The 21,053-nt window shown below is 51.3% G+C and carries 18 protein-coding genes and 5 tRNA genes; 19 read left to right on the forward strand and 4 right to left on the reverse strand.

What is annotated here, in order from left to right; translation table 11 throughout:
- Positions 1–3: 3 nt before the first annotated feature.
- From PQU98_RS01655 to PQU98_RS01675, 5 genes are read left to right on the forward strand one after another with little or no spacing between them, the layout of a single operon-like run.
- Entirely contained in the window at positions 4–1,506 is a 1,503-nt protein-coding gene (locus PQU98_RS01655) for an NADH-quinone oxidoreductase subunit M (RefSeq protein ID WP_272743139.1), read from the forward strand.
- A 12-nt stretch (positions 1,507–1,518) separates the two neighbouring features.
- Complete coding sequence (gene nuoN, locus PQU98_RS01660; RefSeq protein WP_272743140.1) at positions 1,519–2,955, forward strand: NADH-quinone oxidoreductase subunit NuoN; 1,437 nt, start codon at positions 1,519–1,521, stop codon at positions 2,953–2,955.
- Positions 2,956–2,983: 28 nt separating this feature from the next.
- A complete protein-coding gene (locus tag PQU98_RS01665; protein ID WP_272743141.1) occupies positions 2,984–3,739 on the forward strand; it encodes a biotin--[acetyl-CoA-carboxylase] ligase in 756 nt (251 codons plus the stop codon).
- Positions 3,740–3,777: 38 nt separating this feature from the next.
- Positions 3,778–4,557, forward strand: coding sequence for a type III pantothenate kinase (locus tag PQU98_RS01670; protein ID WP_272743142.1), 780 nt, complete (start codon positions 3,778–3,780; stop codon positions 4,555–4,557).
- A gap of 8 nt (positions 4,558–4,565) precedes the next feature.
- A complete protein-coding gene (locus tag PQU98_RS01675; protein WP_272743143.1) occupies positions 4,566–6,233 on the forward strand; it encodes a ribonuclease J in 1,668 nt (555 codons plus the stop codon).
- On the opposite strand, the gene PQU98_RS01680 is transcribed toward PQU98_RS01675, so the two are convergent.
- Complete coding sequence (locus tag PQU98_RS01680; protein ID WP_272743144.1) at positions 6,222–7,235, reverse strand: Ldh family oxidoreductase; 1,014 nt, start codon at positions 7,233–7,235, stop codon at positions 6,222–6,224. The genes PQU98_RS01675 and PQU98_RS01680 overlap by 12 nt on opposite strands.
- Before the next feature lie 62 nt (positions 7,236–7,297).
- Positions 7,298–9,289, reverse strand: a complete 1,992-nt coding sequence (gene phaC / locus PQU98_RS01685) for a class I poly(R)-hydroxyalkanoic acid synthase (protein ID WP_272743145.1) — start codon at positions 9,287–9,289, stop codon at positions 7,298–7,300.
- Positions 9,290–9,466: 177 nt separating this feature from the next.
- Here phaC and PQU98_RS01690 point away from each other — a divergent pair, with 177 nt between their 5' ends.
- The 12 genes from PQU98_RS01690 (at position 9,467) to PQU98_RS01745 (ending at position 16,716) form a co-directional block, all read left to right on the forward strand.
- Complete coding sequence (locus tag PQU98_RS01690; protein WP_272743146.1) at positions 9,467–9,955, forward strand: hypothetical protein; 489 nt, start codon at positions 9,467–9,469, stop codon at positions 9,953–9,955.
- 44 nt (positions 9,956–9,999) lie between these two features.
- Positions 10,000–10,962, forward strand: coding sequence for a class II fructose-bisphosphatase (gene glpX / locus PQU98_RS01695; protein ID WP_272743147.1), 963 nt, complete (start codon positions 10,000–10,002; stop codon positions 10,960–10,962).
- On the forward strand, positions 10,959–12,839 hold the full coding sequence (gene recJ / locus PQU98_RS01700; protein ID WP_272743148.1) for a single-stranded-DNA-specific exonuclease RecJ: 1,881 nt from the start codon (positions 10,959–10,961) through the stop codon (positions 12,837–12,839). Before glpX ends, recJ begins: the two co-directional genes overlap by 4 nt.
- Before the next feature lie 62 nt (positions 12,840–12,901).
- Positions 12,902–12,976, forward strand: a tRNA-Glu gene (locus PQU98_RS01705).
- Between the two features lie 40 nt (positions 12,977–13,016).
- Positions 13,017–13,091 (forward strand) — tRNA-Glu (locus PQU98_RS01710).
- Between the two features lie 277 nt (positions 13,092–13,368).
- Positions 13,369–13,935 carry a cold-shock protein gene (locus tag PQU98_RS01715; protein WP_272743149.1) on the forward strand — a complete coding sequence of 189 codons (567 nt, stop codon included), beginning with the start codon at positions 13,369–13,371 and terminating at the stop codon, positions 13,933–13,935.
- A 134-nt stretch (positions 13,936–14,069) separates the two neighbouring features.
- Positions 14,070–14,537 carry a DUF192 domain-containing protein gene (locus tag PQU98_RS01720; RefSeq protein ID WP_272743150.1) on the forward strand — a complete coding sequence of 156 codons (468 nt, stop codon included), beginning with the start codon at positions 14,070–14,072 and terminating at the stop codon, positions 14,535–14,537.
- Positions 14,538–14,628: 91 nt separating this feature from the next.
- Positions 14,629–14,705 (forward strand) — tRNA-Pro (locus tag PQU98_RS01725).
- Positions 14,706–14,851: 146 nt separating this feature from the next.
- Positions 14,852–14,928 (forward strand) — tRNA-Pro (locus PQU98_RS01730).
- A gap of 148 nt (positions 14,929–15,076) precedes the next feature.
- Positions 15,077–15,382, forward strand: a complete 306-nt coding sequence (locus tag PQU98_RS01735; RefSeq protein WP_272743151.1) for an ETC complex I subunit — start codon at positions 15,077–15,079, stop codon at positions 15,380–15,382.
- Positions 15,383–15,400: 18 nt separating this feature from the next.
- Positions 15,401–15,477: transfer RNA gene (locus PQU98_RS01740), tRNA-Arg, on the forward strand.
- 69 nt (positions 15,478–15,546) lie between these two features.
- Positions 15,547–16,716, forward strand: a complete 1,170-nt coding sequence (locus PQU98_RS01745; RefSeq protein ID WP_272743152.1) for an amino acid ABC transporter substrate-binding protein — start codon at positions 15,547–15,549, stop codon at positions 16,714–16,716.
- Here PQU98_RS01745 and PQU98_RS01750 read toward each other — a convergent pair whose 3' ends face one another.
- Both PQU98_RS01750 and PQU98_RS01755 read right to left on the reverse strand, forming a co-directional pair.
- Complete coding sequence (locus PQU98_RS01750) at positions 16,717–17,547, reverse strand: sulfurtransferase (protein WP_272743153.1); 831 nt, start codon at positions 17,545–17,547, stop codon at positions 16,717–16,719.
- Between the two features lie 40 nt (positions 17,548–17,587).
- Positions 17,588–19,162: a cryptochrome/photolyase family protein gene (locus tag PQU98_RS01755; RefSeq protein WP_272743154.1), complete on the reverse strand. Its 1,575-nt coding sequence runs from the start codon at positions 19,160–19,162 to the stop codon at positions 17,588–17,590.
- A 26-nt stretch (positions 19,163–19,188) separates the two neighbouring features.
- Between PQU98_RS01755 and kdsA the strand changes: the two genes are divergently transcribed.
- Both kdsA and PQU98_RS01765 read left to right on the forward strand, forming a co-directional pair.
- Entirely contained in the window at positions 19,189–20,064 is an 876-nt protein-coding gene (gene kdsA / locus PQU98_RS01760; protein WP_272743155.1) for a 3-deoxy-8-phosphooctulonate synthase, read from the forward strand.
- Between the two features lie 23 nt (positions 20,065–20,087).
- Entirely contained in the window at positions 20,088–21,002 is a 915-nt protein-coding gene (locus PQU98_RS01765) for a lysophospholipid acyltransferase family protein (protein ID WP_272743156.1), read from the forward strand.
- The last annotated feature ends 51 nt before the right edge of the window (positions 21,003–21,053 follow it).

A 21,053-nucleotide genomic window follows, 5' to 3' on the forward strand; every position in this document is an offset into this window, starting at 1 on the left:
ACAATGTCACTGGTTATACCTAATCTCCTGAGCGTCATTACCTTCCTGCCTTTGGCAGGGGCGCTGGTCATACTTGTTCTGCGGGCGATTTCGCGCAAGGATGATGAAGCCGCGATCGACACCAATGCCAAGTGGATCAGCCTGTGGACGACGCTGGCGACGCTGGCTTTGAGCATGGTCATGCTGTTGGGCTTTGACCGCACCACGACTGATTATCAGTTTGTTGAAAAAATTCATTGGTTTGGGCCCTTGTCTTACCATCTGGGTATAGACGGCATTTCGATCCTGTTTGTGGCCCTGACCGCATTCCTGATGCCGCTGTGTATTCTGGCGTCCTGGACCTCGATCAAAACGCGTCTGGTCGAATATATGATCGCGTTTCTTATTCTGGAAACCCTGGTCATTGGTGTCTTCACGGCGCTTGATCTGTTCCTGTTCTACGTCTTCTTCGAAGGCGGTCTGGTGCCGATGTTCTTGATTATCGGAATCTGGGGCGGTAAGAACCGGATTTACGCAGCCTATAAATTCTTCCTCTATACCCTGCTTGGTTCGGTGCTGATGCTGGCCGCCATGCTTTACATGGTCAATGTCGCGGGCACCTCTAGCATTCCTGAACTGTCTAAATTCGCCTTTGCTGAGAATGCTCAGCCGTGGCTGTGGTTTGCTTTCTTCGCGTCATTTGCAGTTAAAATGCCGATGTGGCCGGTACATACTTGGCTACCGGATGCCCACGTTGAAGCCCCGACCGCGGGTTCGGTCATGCTGGCGGGTATTCTGCTGAAACTGGGCGGCTACGGCTTCATCCGCTTTAACCTGCCTATGTTCCCGCAGGCATCGGAAATGTTCACGCCGTTTGTGCTGGCCTTGTCGGTGATTGCCATTGTCTATACGTCACTGGTGGCTTGGCGCCAGACTGATATCAAAAAGCTGATTGCCTATTCGTCCGTTGCCCACATGGGTTTTGTGACCATGGGTATCTTCGCCGGCAACCAGGCGGGGATACAGGGTGCAGTCTATCAGATGATCAGCCACGGTATTATCTCCGGCGCTTTGTTCCTCTGTGTTGGCGTGGTTTACGACCGGATGCACACCCGTGAAATCAGCTTCTATGGCGGTCTGACCAACCTGATGCCGCACTATGCCTTTGTGTTTTTGCTGTTTACGATGGCCAATGTCGGTTTACCGGGCACGTCTGGCTTTGTCGGGGAAATACTGACCATGACCGGGGTCTATCAGGCCTCGACGTGGACGGCCCTGATCGCAGCTTCCGGTGTGATTTGGTCAGCCGTTTATGCGCTCAATCTGTTCAAGAATGTCATGTATGGTCCGGTGACCAACCCTAAACTTGACGGCATTAAGGATTTGAATGCGCGCGAAACCCTGATTTTCGTGCCGCTGGTTGCGGGAACGCTTTTGCTGGGTATCTATCCGGCGTTTATATTTGATTTTACGACCGTCAGTGTGGACGCCCTCGTTGGTGTCTACCAAGCGGCTATCGGCGGTTAAGGGTGGCTTGATATGGACTTGAACCTCGGTCTGAATTTGGCACTACCAGAACTGATCATCGCTGTTGGTGCGCTGGTTGTTCTGGTATTCGGTGCTTTCCGTGGCGATAAGGGCATGACTTCGGTCAGCGCCTTGTGCGGGGTGGTGCTTATTGCGGCAGCCTATTTTGCAGCCTTCGTCGGACATGGCACAGCGTTTTCCGGTTCTTTCGTCATTGATGGCGTGGCCGCCTTTGCCAAGGTATTTATCTACATCGCGGGCGTTTTTGTGATTGTGCTGGGGCAGGGCTATTTTGACCGTGTCGGCAATCGCCGCTTTGAGTTTCCGATCCTGATCCTTCTCGCCACACTTGGCATGAGCATGATGGTGTCGGCAGGAGATCTGATTGCGTTGTATATTGGGATCGAACTGCAATCTCTGGCGCTTTATGTCTTGGCCGCTTTCCGTCGTGATGACCCCAAAGGCTCAGAAGCTGGTTTGAAGTATTTTGTACTTGGGGCCCTGTCGTCTGGCCTGCTTCTGTATGGTGCGTCGCTGGTTTACGGCTTCACCGGCTCGATGAATTTCAATGAGATTGCGGTCGCGGCGGCGGCTAATCAGCAAACCGGCCTGATCTTTGGTCTGGTGTTCCTGATCTGCGGTCTGGCCTTCAAGATTTCAGCAGCGCCCTTCCATATGTGGACGCCGGATGTCTACGAAGGCGCTCCGACCCCGGTTGTGGCCTTTGCGGCAGGTGCGCCTAAATTTGCGGCACTCGTTCTTATTGCCCGCGTCCTGATGGGCGGTTTTGAAGACTCGATCGAACAATGGCGGCAGGTCATTCTGGCTATTTCGGTTCTGTCATTTATCGTCGGGGGCCTGGGCGGTTTGATGCAAAAGAACATCAAGCGTCTGATGGCCTATTCATCTATCGCCAATATGGGCTATGCGCTTCTGGCTATTGCCGCCGGTACTGAATACGGCGTTCAGGCGCTGCTGCTGTTTTCGGTGCTTTACATGGTCGATACGCTCGGCATGTTCGCCGTGCAAATGGCTCTGTCGCGTAAAGGCCAGCCGGTTGAGACTGTGGCCGATCTTACCGGCATGTCCAAACTCAGCATGCCCATGACCATCGTCATTACCATTCTGATGCTATCACTACTGGGTATGCCGCCACTGGGCGGGTTCTGGGGCAAGTACTATATCTTTGGTTCGGCTCTGGCAGTCGAAGGTTTATGGCCATTCGCGGCACTTGGTCTGGCCGCATCGGTTCTGTCGGCATTCTATTACCTGCGCATCCTCAAAGTCATGTGGTTTGATGCCCCGACGGGTGAACTGGATAAGGCACCGGCTGAAGCCAAATGGATTGCCTATGGGGCGGCGGCTTTTGCCTTCCCGGTTGCTATGCTGGCCCTTCACTGGCTTGATCCGTTAGCGCAAATGGCGGCCAGCAGTTTTGGTCTTAAATAAGAAAGGTGTCCGGCTACGGTCGGCGACTATGGCATCTTACTCTTCGTCCCGAATTGAAGTTTTTGATGTCCTGCCGTCCACTCAGACGCTGGCGGTTGAACGGTTGCGATCCGGAGTGGTTGGATCGGGATGGATTCAGGCTCGGATGCAAACCGATGGTATCGGCCGCCGGGGGCGGGCGTGGCTGGGTTTTTCCGGAAATCTGATGGCGTCCTGGTACGGTTTGTTGCGTTTAGATGTTGGCTATGTGACCCAACTCTCGTTTGTAGCGGCCCTCGCCGTTACTGATCTGCTGCGGCCACTAGTGCGCGATAAGGCGGATCTGGCGATCAAATGGCCTAACGATATTCTTTATAAGAATCAGAAGCTCTGCGGCATTCTGGTACAGAGTGAGCCCACTGAGGTTGATGGCTATTTAGGCATCGTCGTTGGTATTGGTCTTAATGTTGCGGCTGCTCCCGAACTGGAAGCCTATGCTACAGCAGCTCTAAAACATGTCGTTCTGACACCTGAAGAGTTTGATCCCCTGCGGCTACTCGAAGATCTCAGCGTTTATTTCGACCAGCGTTTAAAGCTTTGGCAGGAAGCAGGATTTAGCCATATAGCTCAGGACTGGCTTGAACAGGCCTATGGTCGTAACCATTTGATTGAGGTCGTGGATGCAGGTGGCCAGATCATAGGCAAACTTAAAGGTCTTGACCCTTATGGTGCTCTGAAGATCATGGATAGATCCGGCGCTGTTCATCACTTTAGCGGCGGTGAAATTGCCTACAAAGAAGTCTAACGGTCGCAACTAACGACTGATCCGGCGAAAGAAATGATATGCTGCTAGCCATTGAACAGGGCAATACCAACACGTTGTTTGCCGTCCACGACGGCGAAACCTGGGTCGCACAATGGCGTGCGTCGACCGATTCGACTAAAACGGCGGATGAGTATGCCGTCTACCTGTACCAGTTGCTGCAGATGAGCGGGCTTGATTTCAAGTCAATAACCGACTGCATAATATCCTCGGTCGTGCCTCAGTCTTTGTTTAATCTGCGTAAGTTGGCGCAGCGTTATTTCCACAAGCAACCCTATGTCGTGGGCGACAATACCGTGCTTGGCATCGAAGTACGCATCGATAAGCCAAAAGAGGCGGGGGCTGACCGGTTGGTGAACGCTATTGGGGCGCATATTGTCTATTCAGGGCCATTGATCGTCATCGATTCCGGTACGGCCACCACCTTTGATGTCGTCGCCGCCGATGGCGCGCTTGAAGGCACCGCGATTGCGCCCGGCATAAACCTCTCGGTTCAGGCCCTTCATCTGGCGGCGGCTAAATTGCCACGCATTGCGATTGAGCGGCCCGCACATAAAATCGGCAAGGATACGGTATCGGCTATGCAATCAGGGATATTCTGGGGCTATGTCGGCCTGATTGAATATCTTGTGACCTCCATTCAGGCGGAGTATGGTCAAAAAATGACTGTAATCGCAACGGGCGGCGTTGCCTCTCTGTTTGAGGGCGCAACCGACAAAATCGACCACTTTGATCCCGATCTGACCTTGCGTGGACTCCTTGAAATTTACCAGCGCACAGTAAGCGCTTCAAAAGTATAAAAGAAAATATGAAAAAACATAAAGACGAACTTGTGTTCCTGCCGCTTGGTGGCTCGAACGAAATTGGCATGAATCTGAATCTCTATGGATTCGGGCCGGAAGATAACCGGCAATGGATTCTGGTTGATGTCGGTGTAACCTTTGGCGATCTGACCACACCAGGAATTGAGGTCATTGTACCCGATCCCAAATTTCTGGAAGGCGAAACCATTCTGGGTGTCGTCCTGACCCATGCCCACGAAGACCATATCGGCGCCTTGGGCTGGCTGTGGGATAAGATTAAAGCGCCGCTTTATGCCACACCTTTTACGGCATTTCTGATTCGTGAAAAGCTTCGTGAAGCGGGAGTTGATGACTTCGATCTTACCGAAGTCCCTTTAGGGGGCAGCATTAAAATTGGGCCGTTTGAGATTGATTATATTACGATAACCCATTCTATCCCAGAACCAAATGGCCTTGCCATTCGCACTCCGCTCGGCACAGTTTTACACACAGGTGACTGGAAGATAGATCCCGATCCGATCACCGGTAAAGCCACTGACATCAGCGCCATCACAAAACTGGGTGATGACGGCGTGCTGGCCATGATCTGTGATTCCACCAATGTATTTGTCGAAGGCGCGTCTGGTTCCGAAGCCGGAGTCCGCGACGCTCTTGCTGCCCTGATCCGCACATTGAAAGGCAAGGTGGCCGTGGCGTGCTTTGCATCGAACGTCGCGCGGATGGACAGCGTCATCCGTGCCGCCGAAGCGTGTGGGCGCAGAGTATGTCTGGTCGGGCGTTCCATGCACCGCATGACGGCAGCAGCCAAGCATGTGGGGCTGTTGGGCGGTATCAGTGAATTTGTCACCGAAGGCGAAGCGTCCAAGATGAAGCCCACAGAGGTGCTTTATCTGTGTACGGGTTCCCAAGGGGAGCCACGGGCGGCACTGTCACGGATAGCGGACGGAAACCACCCACTGGTCAAACTTAAATCCGGTGATGCCTGCGTTTTTTCATCGCGGGTTATTCCTGGTAATGAAATTTCCATCCGCTCCCTGCAAAATCGCCTGTCGGATTTAGGCGTTGAAATCCATACAGAAAAAGATCATCCAGGCATTCACGTCTCCGGGCATCCGGCGCGCGATGAATTGCGCCAGATGTATGAGTGGGCGCGTCCTAGGATTGCCGTGCCGACCCACGGTGAACGCCGGCACCTTCAAAAACATGCGGCCTTGGCGGCTGAAATCGGTGTACCTGAACAGATTACCCCAAGAAATGGCGATATGGTGCGTCTGGCCCCCGGCCTTGCCGAAATTATCGATGAGGTGCCGGCAGGTCGTTTGTTTGTAGATGGCGGCATGCTGGTTCCGGAAGGTGCCGATGCTCTGCGAGAGCGCCGTCACGCCGCCCATAATGGTATGCTGTTTTGCTCTTTTGCGCTGGACCGCAAAAACAAGCTGGCCTCGATTGTCGAAGTCCGCGGTTTGGGGCTGGCCTTCGAAGACGACGACACCATCTCTGATCAACTGGAAAATATGTGCGATCTGGTTGAAAAGGCACTGCAAAAACTGTCGCCCGAAGAACGGGATGATGATGTCACCGTTGAGACAACCGTGGCCCGTGTACTGAAAAAAGCGGCCCAGAACATCTGGGATCGCCGCCCGATCGTAGAGACGATTATATTACGGCTTTAGCAGAGCCAAAATGTCTTCATAAAGCTTGGCCGGGATCGTTACGGTTCCGGTCTCAAGACTGCGGGCGCGAGCTTCATAACGACGCTGTGAAGGTAGGCGGGCGCCCTGATCAACAATGGCGTTAAAAAGCGCTTCAGCGCGGTCCGTATGCAGCGCCCAGTCAGGCCCCATAAAAGTCTTAGGGTCGATCGCGATAATCAATTCGCCATGATAAGGTGTAGCACCGGCTCCGGCATCGTAAGCCCGCGACTCCAAGCTCAGAAAATCTCCGATCAACGGGCCGGCCATAAGCTCTATCATGGCCGACAGGGCAGACCCCTTATAGCCTCCAAAGGTGAGCATGGCACCCGCCATAGCGGCTTCGGCATCAGTGGTGGCGTTTCCGTCCTTATCGACCGCCCAACCTTCAGGAATCGCTTTTCCCGCCCGGCGATGGAGTTCGATTTCTCCACGCGCCGCAGAACTGGTGGCAAAATCAAAAACGAATGGATTGCTACCGGGCCTTGGCCAGGCAAACGCAATGGGATTAGTGCCGAAAACGCCTTTAGTGCCACCGTAAGGTGCGACCCAGCTATGACTTGGTGTCATGGCGATAGCCACTAATCCTTCGGCGGCAATGGCCTCAATTTCAGGCCATAGCGCCGAGAAATGATAGCAGTGGTTGATTGCCAAGGCGGCCATACCGTGCCGTCGAGCCTTTTCAGCCAGTATCGGCCGCCCTTTATCAAAGGCCAGCAAGGAGTAAGCGCCCTTGGCGTCTACGCGGACCAGCGTGTCTGCGGCTTCGCTGACTTCTGGAACCGCATCTGGTGATACTTTGCCAGAGCGGAGCGTATGAACACATACGAGCAGCCGGTAAAGACCATGAGATTGACATTCATCTCTCTGGCAGGCCCATATAACCCTGGCTATAGATTGCGCATGATCCTTTGAAAAACCATTATGAATTAATACATTAATGGAAAGATTTAAGGCCTCATCCAGGGAAATGGTCGTGGTCATATCTTAGCTCCGGTAACACGACCTTACCCTTACTTTGGGTGTATACAATATACAAGTCCAGCTTAGGATTTGACCATCACATAACTGCCCGGTGCGTCTAAAATAGGCTTTAGCGGGCCTTTTGAGGGATCACGTGCCTCAACCCAATCACCGGATTTGTCATGCAACCATTCCGCCCAATAGAGCCACCATGATCCGGGATGCTCAGATGCTTTTGAGAGCCAGTCATCATAGTTTGTTGCCGCAGACAGATTTTTGTTGATCCAGTGCATATACTTTTGAGCGGCTGGCGGATTGACGACACCGGCTATATGCCCTGACCCGGCCAGAACATAGGTCACGTCTCCACCAAACATTTTAGCACCTTTAAACACGGATACCGGAGGCGCAATGTGGTCTTCGCGACCGGCCTGAGTGAAAATGGGTATTTTTACGTTTTTAAGATCAATCTTAATCCCACCTAATTCCAGTTCCCCTTTGGACAAGGCATTTTCGTTATAGAATTTGCGTAGATAAAACATATGCAAGGCCTTGGGCATACGCGTTTGATCGGCATTCCAGCATAGCAGGTCAAATGCCGTAAGATCCTTACCCATCAGGTAGTTATTCACAAAGAATGACCAGACCAGATCATTGGCGCGCAGGGCGTTGAAAGTATCAGCCATAGCCGCGCCGGGCAAAACCCCGCCCGCCGCATCCATCTGACGCTCCAACTCGTCAATCCAGGCGTCGTTGGTAAAGAGCAGCAAATCACCAGCTTCGGAGAAATCATGCTGAGCCGTAAAGAAAGTGGCTGAGCCTATGCTTTTGTCACCCTTGGAAGCCATATGTGCCAAAGCCGTGCCGAGCAATGTCCCGCCTATGCAGTAACCGACAGCATTAACGGTTTTAGTACCACACTGCGCCATGACTTGTTTTGTGGCTTCGTAAATGCCTTGGGTAAGGTAATCCTCAAAGGTGACATCCTTCATGGAGATATCGGGGTTGACCCAGGAAGTTACGAAAACAGAAAATCCCTGATCCGTCAGCCACTTGATAAGGGAATTCTTAGGTTGCAGGTCAAGTATGTAGAACTTGTTGATCCACGGCGGGAAAATGAGCAGGGGTATATCACGCACTTTGTCTGTGGTTGGCGCATACTGGAGCAGTTCAAAAAATGCGTTTCGATAAACCACCTTGCCTGGCGTCGTGGCGACATTTTTGCCGACTTCAAAATGGGCGTAATCGGCTTGTGAAATCTTGAGCTTACCGTCACCGCGCGCGAGGTCCTCAGCAAACTTCTGCATGCCCTTGACTAAACTTTCGCCATTCGTGTTCATCAGTGTGTCAAGGGCAGCCGGATTGGACATCAGGAAATTTGATGGTGAAAAGGCGTCAGTCACCAGCTTGGTAAAAAATTCAGCACGTCTTTTGGCAATAGGATCAATGCCTTCTACGGATGAAATAAGGTTATTTAGCCAGTTGGACGACAACAAATAGGACTGCCGCATCATATCAAAAATGACATTTTGCTCCCAACGGGGATCGGAAAACCGTTTGTCCTTGATTTTGGCTGAGGGCATTTCGGCATTATCATCGGCACCGAGACTGCGCCGGGTCATGGCGGCCCATAATTGCAAATACCCCGTCATGAGTTCGGTTTGCGCATTAACAAGCTTATCGGGATCAGACGCCAGTGCTTTAGCCACTGTCGTCATAGCAGGGCCAACCTGAAACGGATCGGACGGCACATTATCCGTAACATCCTGAGGCCGGAACAGTGTTTGCGCCAATGCGCTTTGGGCCGTCATGGCTGCCTTGGCAAGATTCAAGGATAAATCTTCGAGATTTTTAAGCGCGTCTACCTTCGCTCCAAAATGATCCGAAGCTTTTTCGTGCGAGGCTGAAGCCGTTTGTGTTTCATAGGCCGATGATATTGCCTCGGGCTTCGTTTTCGTCTTGCGGGGCGCTGATTTTAAAGGTGCTTTAACCTCTGGCGCGGTTGCTTTTGACGTAACCTTAGGTTTGGCGGGACTTGAGCCGGATTTAGTTTTCGGGGGGCGGGCGGACGGCATCTAAATCCCTTCATTATGAATCACAGCATCAGATTATATACCAACATAATTTGGCCTTGGCAGAACATAAGACTAAAGGCGTACAAATTTTTGCTTTCCGATTAGCTGATTGCGGACTATGACATGACTGGTTTGAAGACACCCGCATATGCGGTTACCTGCACTAAGGAGTCTGAAATGCGTATCCGGTTCCTTTGCCTGTCTTTCACAGCGTCTGCCGTTATAATGGCAACAAACCCCGCCATGTCGCAAACTCAGCCTGTCTGTGCGCCTGACAAACGGGTTGCGTCCGTAGTGCCTGTGGTGGCACCAATCATCGCCCCTGTCGACGCGCCTTCAACTCAGGTTGTGGTGCGAGACCTTGAGCGCGATGAGAAGGGCTTTCCGAAATGGTCGAATTTTCCATCCGCGCCCCAGAATGTGCCGACCGCTTCAGACATCAAGCAGCGCGTATCCAGCATTAACGGGCGTGAAGACGCTCTTGAGACGGCGGTTGCGCGCTTAAGTTGGGATATGACGGATCCGGTGGCCTACAGTGCGTCTACGCGCAATCGGCTAAATAGTGATCTTAGCCGGCCAGTTACGAAAAACAGTTGCAATGAAATTCATCAGTTCGCGCTGACCCAACGCGCTAAAGCGGTGCCGCCGCCATCAGCTGACCGATAAAACCGAATCAATAAAAAAGTATAAGGTTAGGAAACCGCCACACCATGCCAGCATTAGATTTCAGCCTCAGCCTCGATGTTGTTCGTGTAGCTGAAGAAGCCGCTATATCTGCCTTTGAACAGGTGGGCGGAGGTGATGAGAAAGCCGCCGATAAAGCCGCCGTTGACGCCATGCGCAATGCGCTCAATGCCATTGATATGGATGGGCGTATCGTAATCGGGGAGGGTGAGCGTGACGAAGCGCCTATGCTTTATATAGGTGAAAATGTAGGTACCGGCAAAGGCCCTCAGATCGATATCGCCCTTGATCCATTGGAGGGCACAACGCTCGCGGCCAAGGCCATGGCTAATGCGCTGGCGGTTATTGCGTTCGCGCCACGCGGCGGCCTATTGCATGCCCCCGATACCTACATGGACAAGATTGCCATCGGCCCCGGTTATCCCGAAGGAACCATTGATCTGGACGGCACACCTGAAGATAACGTCCATAATTTGGCAAAGGCTAAGGGGGTAAGGGTCAATGAAATCGTCGCCTGTGTGCTTGATCGGCCCCGTCATGAGCAGATCATTTCGTCGCTTCGTAAATCAGGCGCGCGGGTTCACCTTATAACCGATGGCGATGTAGCAGGGGTTATTCATACGGCTCAAGCCGAGACGGCGATCGACATCTATCTGGGACAGGGGGGAGCCCCTGAAGGCGTGTTGGCCTGCGCCGCTCTTAAATGCGTAGGTGGCCAGTTTCAGGGCCGCCTTGTGTTTCGTAATGATGATGAGCGCGCCCGCGCCGCTAAACTTGGGGTTACCAACTTTGACCGCAAATATATGCTGAATGATCTGGTGAGTTCAGACGCAGTCTTTATAGCGACCGGTGTTACTCATGGCGCACTGCTTCGCGGTGTCCAAAAAGAAGTATCGCCACGCGGTGAGGTCTTTGTGACCACAGAAAGTCTCGTTATGATGTCTGAGACGAAAACTATTCGCAAACTGTATATGCGCCGGCCTTTGTGACAACAGATAGACAGTCAATCCCCGCCTACCTTGATGTTACAACCTCGGCTACGGGCCGGGTTTGGCAGGATCGTCAGGCCGCCCGGTCTCTCGATCCGGACAATTTGCGTAAAATCAGCCACCAGTTAGGCCTCAAAGCTATTGTGCCTGATACTTACGTGGAGCCCATCGCCCAGTCGATTGCGGGGCGAGGCATAAGCGCCGAAGCCTTGGATGACTATCTTTACCCAACGCTGAAGGCCCTTTTTCCCGAACCTGATGGTTTTATGGACATGCCTGTTCTGGTCACAGCGATACTTGACGCGCTGGAAGCCCGGAAAAGCATTTATGTCTTTGCGGATTATGATGTCGATGGCGCCACCAGCGCCGCGCAACTCGTGCGCTGGTTCCGTCACATGGGCCAGGAGTTGAAGGTTTATGTTCCCGACAGGCTCACCGAAGGCTATGGTCCGTCGCCGGCAGCCTTTGACCGCTTAAAAGCTGAAGGCGCTGATCTAATTATCACCGTCGATTGCGGGGCCTCTGCCCACCACGCGCTGGAATATGCAGCCGGGATAGGGTTGGACGTAGTCGTTATAGACCACCATCTGATGCGTGAAGACCCGCCTAAATGTCTGGCGGTTGTCAATCCAAACCGGCCGGGTTGCCAGTCCGGTCAGGGCAACCTTGCGGCGGCCGGGGTCGTGTTCGTGGTGCTGGCCGCACTTAATCGTGAAGCTGAAAAACGCGGACTGTTTTCTGAGGTGCCCAAGCCCGACCTGCGGCAATGGCTTGATCTGGCGGCACTTGGAGCGATTTGTGATGTGACGGCTTTAACGGGCTTTAACCGGGCATTGGCGTCTCAAGGCCTTAAAGTTATGGGGCGGCTTGAGAATACAGGGATTAAAGCCCTGATAGATGTGGCGGGGATCGACCTTAATAAACCGGATAACCGTCAGAATCTGATGAGCGTGTTCCATTCGGGTTTTGTTATCGGCCCTCGTATCAATGCTGGCGGCCGCGTAGGCCGTGCCGATCTGGGGGTAAGGCTATTATCCACCGATGATCCTGAAGACGCCAAAGCTCTGGCTAATGAATTGGACACGCTCAATCAAACTCGCCGGGATGTGGAAGCCGAAGTTTTGGAGCAGGCGGTCGCTATTGCTGAGCGCGAAAAGCTGATCGTAAGCGACGACAACGTCATCATTATTGCGCACGAGGAGTGGCACCCGGGCGTCATCGGTATTGTGGCCGGCAGGTTACGCGAACGCTGGCGCAAGCCGGTTATTGTTATCGGTATTGATCCGATATCGGGTACCGGCAAAGGATCCGGCCGCTCTCAACCCGGCATTAATCTGGGGCAAGCGGTAGGGGCTGCGTATGAGGCCGGCATAGTCATGTCAGGGGGAGGTCATGCTATGGCGGCAGGCCTTAGCGTCATGCGCGACCGGATTGATGACTTGCGTCAGTTTTTGAATGACCACATCCGGCACCAGACCGGCGGAGCCCCGGTTCAGGAAACACTTGAAATTGACGCGACCTTAAGCTGCGGTAGCGCCACCCGTGATCTGCTCACACAATTTGATATTATGGCACCTTTCGGGCAGGGAAATCCTGAGCCCATATTTGCCTTGTCTCATATGACGGTCAGCTATGCGTCCGTGATGAAGGGCGGTCATGTCAGGGCTCAACTCAATGACGACCGCGGCCACCGCATCAAAGCCATTGCCTGGCGCGCGGAAAATACCGCGTTAGGAGACATGTTGCTGCATCCTCCAGGCCGAATTCACGTGGCTGGAAGGCTGAAGGCTGATGATTATATGGGCCGCAATGGCGTTCAGCTGGAGATCGAAGATGTGGCCCATGCTCAGGCCACAGATATTCACAAGACGATGTAAAAACGCAAAAATAAGGCTTGCATCGTTTATTTTGTAAGGCTATCTAGCGCACCTCTTGATGCGGTCCCTTCGTCTATCGGTTAGGACGTCAGGTTTTCAACCTGAAGAGAGGGGTTCGACTCCCCTAGGGACTGCCAAGAGAATGACGCCTAACGGCTCTTACCAAGCGCTTAATGCGGTCCCTTCGTCTATCGGTTAGGACGTCAGGTTTTCAACCTGAAGAGAGGGGTTCGACTCCCCTAGGGACTGCCAGTGCGCTTAGCTTGTCTTTACAACCGAATGATAGTGTTGATTTTAGGCCACTATCGTAAAGGTTTTGAAACAAGACTGACATAACACCCAAATTTCATATATATTTATGACCGGATTGGCCGTAGTCACGATTATGACTGCATAAGATTACCGGGGGTTGTCGGAGGGGGATTCTTCGCATTTTTTGAGAAAACTTGTCAGAAATGCCTCCCCTTTTTGGGATATCCGTGTTATTAATAATGATGTCGCATTAGTTTTATGTGCGTGGTGAGGGATTATGAGTTTGTACGAATTGAATAATCGGGGTGAGGCGGAACCACTGGTCGACATTAAAGGCCAAGTTAAATGGTTTGATACAACCAAGGGTTACGGGTTTATCGTGCCTCAAGATTCATCCCTGACCAATATGCGCGATGTTTTGCTGCATATTTCAAGCCTTCGCGATATTGGTCGTGATACGGCTTCTGAAGGCGCTGAAATTACTTGCAAAATCGCCAAGCGTGCTAAGGGCTGGCAGGTCATTCAGATAGACGATCTGACCGATCAGGGAACGGGTGCGCCGATGCGCGTACCGTCCGGCGATACCAAGCTGCACTCCAGCGCGGTCGTAAGCTCCATTGCCGTAGGTGACCTCGAAGCGGCCACTATCAAGTGGTTTAACCGAACAAAAGGGTACGGCTTTGTGGTTCGTGGAAACGATCCGACAGATATCTTTATCCACATTGAAACACTGCGCCGGTTTGGGCTCGAAGATGTTCAACAGGGCGAAATCATCATGGTGAGATTTGGTGAGGGGCCTAAAGGGCTGGTGGTAACTGAGGTTCAGCCTAAGGCCTTTGCCTGATTGTGTTGTGGCCGGGTTGCTCTGGTCATATGTGAGGCTCTATGTCATACCTTCCTGAATAATTCAGGAAGGTATTTTTTATGCCGCATCTTCATCTAAAAACTAGCTCTGCGGCATCAGCCCTGACCGCAGTTATGCTGTCTGTGGTGGTGGCGTTCGCCGGTCTTAGCGCATGTGCAAAACCGCTTGCTGACAATGCTCAGATAAAGCCCTATTCGGCACTTGAGCCATTAACGGTAAAAACGCCGAACGCCGCGCATGAATTCCGGGTTGAAATCGCCGATGACTTTTCTGAGCGCGAGCAGGGTCTGATGTATCGTAAAAATCTGCCGGAAACACAGGGGATGCTGTTTGAGTTTCCGGATATATCTGAGCGTGCCTTCTGGATGAAGAACACCGTCATTCCTCTTGATATTATTTATATTTCCTCAGAGGGCCGGATTGTGTCCATTCAAAAGCAGGCACAACCGTTTGACGAAACCCCGTTACCATCATTCGCGCCAGCCAAAGGGGTGCTTGAAATTCAGGGGGGGCTTGCTGACAAACTGGGTATAAAGGTTGGAGATCAGGTTATGCACCCTTTTTTCGGTTCCAAGCCATAAAACTGCATATCATTGAGGAATAGGGCTTGCAGCCACATGTCTTAAGTGGCAATAAGCGCGCCTCTTCACGGAGAGATGTCTGTAAAGGCATCGGGGTGTAGCGCAGCCTGGTAGCGCAGCTGTTTTGGGTGCAGCAGGTCGGAGGTTCGAATCCTCTCGCCCCGACCATTAAAAAAGCGATCCGCAAGGGTCGCTTTTTTAATGATTGCGATGATGAACACTTTCCCCCGAAAAATATCTGCCCTCACAGAAATTAATTCGATGGGGCTTGTCAAAAGAATTGTGGCCTATTAAACAACCGCTTCCTAAAGCGTCGGGGTGTGGCGCAGCCTGGTAGCGCGCCTCGTTCGGGACGAGGAGGCCGGAGGTTCGAATCCTCTCACCCCGACCATTTAAAAAAGCGATCCGAAAGGGTCGCTTTTTTAGTATCTGTTTTTGGGGGCCAATTTTCAGGCGCTGTTTGCATTTACAATGCTTTGATAGTAACTAGCCTCTAGGAGCCAGGACAGATTCTATGAATCTGTATAGGAGACGTGTTTATGTTCGCGCGCATTTTCAAACCCGCAAAAACAGCCATGCAATCGGGTAAGGCCAAAACGCAAGATTGGGTGCTTGAATTTGAGCCGGCGTCAGCACGCCATCCGGATCCCCTTATGGGCTGGATCAGTTCCTCCGATACGCGCGCCCAGATTCGCCTGACGTTTGAAACCAAGGATCAGGCTATCAATTATGCCGAACATCATGGCATTGCCTTTCGCCTGATCGAGCCTGAAGTTCCGCCCAAGATCATTAAAGCTTATGCGGACAACTTTGCCTACAATCGCAGGCAGTCCTGGACGCACTAGGCATTTAATAGCCAAAACGACTCCGTAGCTCAGCTGGATAGAGCATCCGCCTTCTAAGCGGACGGTCGCAGGTTCGAATCCTGCCGGGGTCGCCAATGGGCCTTATTGGGCTATATTGTAACTAATCTTCCCATTTAGCTTTGACCGGGCCTAGGAACCGGCCTATGATTTCAATAATCCCGTCTTTGGCTCAAGGTGTGTCAATGCCGCTTCGGCATGTTCTCGACAATGGATCAAGATACCTGTTAACGGCCATGATGGCTGTTGTGACCATAAGTGCCTGTTCCCCTCGGACGTCCGGTGACGATGCACCTTCCGCCGAACTGAAGGCGAATGTGAATGAGGGTAAGGCCAATACGATTCGCAACAATTATGGCGCTACTCTAAAATCTGTGCAGGAACGTGGCCATTTAAATTGCGGCGTCCATCCGGGCCTTGTCGGTTTTTCCTATCGTGACAACCGCGGTGAATGGAAGGGGTTCGATGTCGACTTTTGCAGGGCAATGGCGGCGGCTATTTTCGACGATCCGGCAAAAGTGAACTTTATCCCGCTTGAAACTGATAATCGCTTCGGTGCTTTGAGGCGCGGGCAGATAGATGTTTTGTGGCGAAACTCTTCGTGGACGATGTCACGCGATACGACCGAAGGGTTAAATTTTGGCGGAACAAACTACTATGATGGACAAGGATTTCTTGTACGCCGTAGCTTGCGGTTGAATAGTGCAACGGAACTGAACGGGGCCCGTATTTGCGTTCAAAGTGGCTCCACAACAGAACTAAACCTGGCTGACTATTTCCGCATCAAAGCCATTAAATATACCCCCATCGTGGTCGCCACAGAGGATGAAGCACGCGCCAAATACGCCAACGAAAGCTGCGACGCTTTTAGTTCAGATATTTCTGCCTTGGCGGCGGCGCGCACCACCCTTAATGACCCTCAAAATCATGTCATTCTGCCTGACGTTATATCTAAAGAACCGCTCGGCCCTGTGTTGCGCGAAGGGGATGCGCAATGGGACAATATTGTACGTTGGACGCTGAACGCGCTAATTCTGGCCGAAGAATATGGCGTCACATCTAAAAACATTGACGACAGTATGAAATCTTCCCCAAACTCTGAAGTCCGTAGACTGTTGGGGGCCGATAGCAACCTTGGGAAAGATATGGGCCTAAATGCTAAATGGGCCTATAACGCCATTAAGCGGGTAGGGAACTACGGTGAGATATTTGACCGCAATGTCGGCAGTCAATCACCATTAAATCTGGATCGAGGCTTGAACGCCCAATGGAATAGCCCAAGACCTGGCCTGATATATGCGCCGCCAGCGCGGTAATCAGATATTGACCGGCATGTTCAGATGCGGCTGTCCCCACTCTGCCCATGAACCGTCATAAAGTTTGATATGCTTATGGCCAATTTCATGAAGGGCCAGGGCTATAATAGCTGCCGTTACACCCGATCCGCAGGTGGTTACGGCCGTTTGATCGGGCGTAAGTCCCATATGATCGAATATCGATTTCAAATCACTGACCGGCCTTAATTGCCCATTTTCGAGCAATTGATCAAAGGGCAGGCTGTGACTTTGTGGTATATGCCCGCTTATGAGACCAGGGCGAGGCTCAGGTGCGGCGCCATGAAACCGTGCTCGTGATCGGGCATCAAAGATCATAAAGCCATTTATGCCTATTTGCGCCGATAGATCATAAATTTTCACAATTAAATCAGCATTATAATTTGCCTTATAAGACTTAAAAGTCGGCGCTGAAATCTCATCAGTGAGCGGAGCCGATAACCCACGCCACGCCGGCAAGCCACCTTTTAAAATTTGAACTTTATGATGCCCCATAAGCTTAAACGTCCACCAAATTCTGGCGGCCGAAAACAGCCCTTGCTGATCATAAATAACGACATGATCGCTTTCAGATATTCCTAATTTTCCCACGGCTTCAGCAAACTGCGCCGGCGAAGGCGCCATATGCGGCAGATCAATACTATGATCACTTACGGCATCAAGATCAAAAAACTGAGCCGTTGGGATATGCGCCTTCCGAAAAGCGGTTTTCATGTCCGCTCCGCCCAAGTCCCAGCTACCATCAAGGATTTTGACAGAGCCCTTGCCTAACAATCCATTCAGTTCTTCAACATCGATCTGGGACGACGTCATAAGCGCTCCTGCAAATGAATCTGGTAAACATGCTCTGGTTTCATAACTCACTATCCCGGTCATCAAAAGCGGTCAAAGCCCTCTGACGGGCAAAACTATGATCTATAATAGGCTGTGGATAATGAGAATTATTTCCGTATTTACCTATATTATCAAATAAATCTGCCTCACTTTTGATGTGATTATCCTTTGTGGATAATGTGGTAAAGCCCTGTATATATTTATTCCGATATAGCCCTTTAGGGTCAAACTTTTCGGCCTGAGTAATCGGGTTAAATATGCGAAAATAAGGCGAAGCGTCAGCGCCCGATCCAGCCACCCATTGCCAACTTGCCGCATTATTGGCTGGATCCGCATCGACTAAACAATCCCAGAACCACGCTTCGCCCCACCGCCAATCTACAAGGAGATGTTTAATCAGGAAGGATGCGGCAACCATGCGAACACGGTTGTGCATAAACCCTGTCTGCCACAGTTCCCGCATGCCGGCATCGACCAAGGTGTAGCCGGTCAGGCCTGCCTTCCAGGCTTTGAAATCGGATGAATTATTATGCCATTTTATGCTGTCATATCCCGATTTGAAATTTTCTTCATTAAGCCGTGGCTGCTGAGCCAAAAGGCCATAAGAAAATTCACGCCATGCTAATTCGGAACGAAACTTTTCCACCGGGCCCTGCAAGTCAGGATAATGGAACAGAGCTTTATCAAGTTCATGAAGAATTCGGTGAGGGCTTATCTCCCCAAACCTTAAATGGGGCGATAGTTTTGACGTTGCCTCGATATCCGGCCTGTCACGGTAGTCGGCATAAAGCTTAAGGCTATTTTCAACGTAAATATCCAGCCTTTGACGTGCCCCCAGTTCTCCGGGCGCCCAAACATGAAATCCTTGCGCCCAGTTCTTGCCTGATACAGTAACCGTATTGTTAAGCCCTAAAGACTCGATCGACTGAGACTGTGGCCAGACTTTAGGGACGGGCCATTTAAAGTTGGGTGCGTCAAAAATATTCGCATCGCAAAACCCTTCCGCCACCATGGCCCGGTAGAAGGGGGTAAACATACGAAACGGATCACCCGATTTTGTGCGCACCTGGTTAGGTAGGCACAGAAAACTGGTGTTGAAACCTTTAAGTGAGATGCCTGCCGAGTGAAAATCACGGGCAATTTCAGCATCCAATTTTTCACTTTTGGGATCAAAAGTATGAGAATAAATAATTGTTTTAACGTTATATTTTATACATAAATCACGAAGCTCACTTTGAGAATCACCGCAACGAATAATTAGTCGCGTCCCAAGCTTACGAAGTGATTTATCAAGCGCTTTAAGTGAATGATGTAACCACCACTTAGACGCCGCCCCCAAAGGGCGTGTGCTTGAATTTTCATCAAAAATATAAACAGGAATGATCGGAAGCCCTGAAACCAGTGCAGCGCTCACACCGTCGTGGTCATCTATTCTAAGATCAAACCGAAACCAGATCATGCAGGCCGCAGGCATTTCAGTGTCATTATTTGGCTGTTTTTGCATCATAGATGGGATATTCTCAGAAAGCGCTTGCCAATGCGACAGGCAACAACCATTTGATACGTCGAAATCGCCACCAGGGATCTGTGGCATCTATCTAATTTCAGGAGCTTTGAGCCTTGGTTCAGCCGAATGCGGTCATCACTGTCAAAACCCCTTGGGGCAAACCCGTAGCCATTGGCGGTTCTCATAAAATTGCCATCATCGCTGGCCCGTGCCAGATGCAAAGCCGGCAACACGCTTTAGAAACGGCTCAGCAGCTAAAAGAGATTGCTGATCGTCTCGATATAGGCCTGATTTATAAAACCTCTTACGATAAGGCCAACCGCACTTCTGCCATTGCGCAACGCGGCATTGGCATGGAGAAGTCCCTGGAAATTTTTCAGGAAATTCGTGAAACCACAGGGCTTCCTACCCTGACAGATGTTCATGAATCAGCTCACTGCGATATCATCAAGGATGTCATTGACGTCATTCAGATCCCGGCGTTTCTGTGCCGTCAGACCGACCTTTTGATCGCAGCGGCAAACACAGGACGTGCGATAAATGTCAAAAAAGGTCAGTTTTTGGCGCCTTGGGACATGAAAAATGTGATCGCCAAGATCAATGGCGCTGGCAATCCTAACGCTATGGCATGTGAGCGCGGCACATCGTTCGGTTATAACACGCTTGTATCTGATATGCGCGGGTTGCCAATAATGGCCCAGATTGGCTGCCCGGTAATTTTCGATGCCACCCACTCTGTCCAACAGCCTGGCGGGCAAGGCACGTCCTCCGGCGGGCAGCGTGAATTTGTGCAGGTTCTGGCTCGGGCTGCGGTCGCAGTAGGCGTATCTGGCGTTTTCATCGAGACACACGAAGATCCCGACAACGCTCCCTCTGATGGTCCCAATATGGTTCCGCTTAGCCAGTTCGAAATCCTTGTGGCGGAACTTTTAGAATTTGACGCCATTGCCAAATCGAAGTTGAGAGCTCTTGAACACGTTCTTGCTTAAACTTCAGTCTGAATTAATCGCACATGGCCGTTAAAAAATATTCGTTTTTTCAGGATTTAAGCTGGCGTATAGAAGCTATCTTTTATGACCTGTTTGTGGCCGTTATAAGGGCCCTGCCAATTGATACAGCCTCTGATCTTGGTGGTTGGATGCTGAGGACAATGGGGCCCTTAACAAACGTTCAAAATACCGTTCAGCGCAATATCGATATCGCCTTCCCGGATAAGGATAAAGCTTGGAAAAAACGCGTCATAACAGAACAATGGGACAATCTGGGGCGCACCTTCGCTGAATTTCCCATTATGGATAAGATCAGGATCGCCAACGGTCGGGTTGAGGTCATAGGGGGCGAACGACTTGAAGCCTTGGCGCACGCTTCCAGTCCGGTCGTATTTATCTCAGGGCATCTTGCCAACTGGGAAATCATGCCCTCAACCATAGTCGATTTTAACGTCACCTGCCTTATGACTTATCGCGCGGCAAATAATCCGTATGTTGATAAGCGCATCAAAGCTGGCCGTTTTCGCTATGGAGTGCGACTGTTCGCTCCCAAAGGTGGGGACGGAGCTAAAGATCTGCTTCTGGCTATGAATAAGGGCGAATCTGTTGCCCTTATGAATGATCAGAAATTTAACAAAGGCGTGCCTACGCCCTTTTTTGACAGCATTGTTTATACGGCACCTGGTCCTACACGACTGGCCATGCGTTTTGGTACTGTCCTTCAGCCTATGTCAGTCGAACGGACACACAAAGCCAGATTTCGGGTCATTGTTCACCCTCCCATTACTGTAGATGATACGGGTAATCGGAGTGCTGATATTGAAACTACCGTGTGTAAGGTCAGTAAATTCGTTGAAGACTGTGTGATCAAACGCCCAGAAGAATGGTTTTGGGCGCACAAGCGATGGCCCAAAGAAAGCTATAAACGCTCTCAGTAGCATTGGCTTTCTGTCATTATGTGAAACCGGAGGTGTCTTGTCAGGGTTATG

The sequence above is a fragment of the Asticcacaulis machinosus genome (assembly GCF_028550435.1).
Classification (GTDB): Bacteria; Pseudomonadota; Alphaproteobacteria; order Caulobacterales; family Caulobacteraceae; genus Asticcacaulis; species Asticcacaulis machinosus.

Bases quoted from the DNA above. Each gene is read 5' to 3' on its own strand.
- PQU98_RS01675 (WP_272743143.1), top strand. From the start codon at position 4,566: ATGAAAAAACATAAAGACGAACTTGTGTTCCTGCCGCTTGGTGGCTCG.
- PQU98_RS01680 (WP_272743144.1), bottom strand. From the start codon at position 7,235: ATGACCACGACCATTTCCCTGGATGAGGCCTTAAATCTTTCCATTAAT.
- PQU98_RS01690 (WP_272743146.1), top strand. From the start codon at position 9,467: ATGCGTATCCGGTTCCTTTGCCTGTCTTTCACAGCGTCTGCCGTTATA.
- PQU98_RS01720 (WP_272743150.1), top strand. From the start codon at position 14,070: ATGCTGTCTGTGGTGGTGGCGTTCGCCGGTCTTAGCGCATGTGCAAAA.
- PQU98_RS01735 (WP_272743151.1), top strand. From the start codon at position 15,077: ATGTTCGCGCGCATTTTCAAACCCGCAAAAACAGCCATGCAATCGGGT.
- PQU98_RS01765 (WP_272743156.1), top strand. From the start codon at position 20,088: ATGGCCGTTAAAAAATATTCGTTTTTTCAGGATTTAAGCTGGCGTATA.
- nuoN (WP_272743140.1), top strand. From the start codon at position 1,519: ATGGACTTGAACCTCGGTCTGAATTTGGCACTACCAGAACTGATCATC.
- glpX (WP_272743147.1), top strand. From the start codon at position 10,000: ATGCCAGCATTAGATTTCAGCCTCAGCCTCGATGTTGTTCGTGTAGCT.
- PQU98_RS01750 (WP_272743153.1), bottom strand. From the start codon at position 17,547: ATGACGTCGTCCCAGATCGATGTTGAAGAACTGAATGGATTGTTAGGC.
- PQU98_RS01670 (WP_272743142.1), top strand. From the start codon at position 3,778: ATGCTGCTAGCCATTGAACAGGGCAATACCAACACGTTGTTTGCCGTC.
- phaC (WP_272743145.1), bottom strand. From the start codon at position 9,289: ATGCCGTCCGCCCGCCCCCCGAAAACTAAATCCGGCTCAAGTCCCGCC.
- PQU98_RS01745 (WP_272743152.1), top strand. From the start codon at position 15,547: ATGATTTCAATAATCCCGTCTTTGGCTCAAGGTGTGTCAATGCCGCTT.
- PQU98_RS01665 (WP_272743141.1), top strand. From the start codon at position 2,984: ATGGCATCTTACTCTTCGTCCCGAATTGAAGTTTTTGATGTCCTGCCG.
- PQU98_RS01655 (WP_272743139.1), top strand. From the start codon at position 4: ATGTCACTGGTTATACCTAATCTCCTGAGCGTCATTACCTTCCTGCCT.
- PQU98_RS01715 (WP_272743149.1), top strand. From the start codon at position 13,369: ATGAGTTTGTACGAATTGAATAATCGGGGTGAGGCGGAACCACTGGTC.
- PQU98_RS01755 (WP_272743154.1), bottom strand. From the start codon at position 19,162: ATGCCACAGATCCCTGGTGGCGATTTCGACGTATCAAATGGTTGTTGC.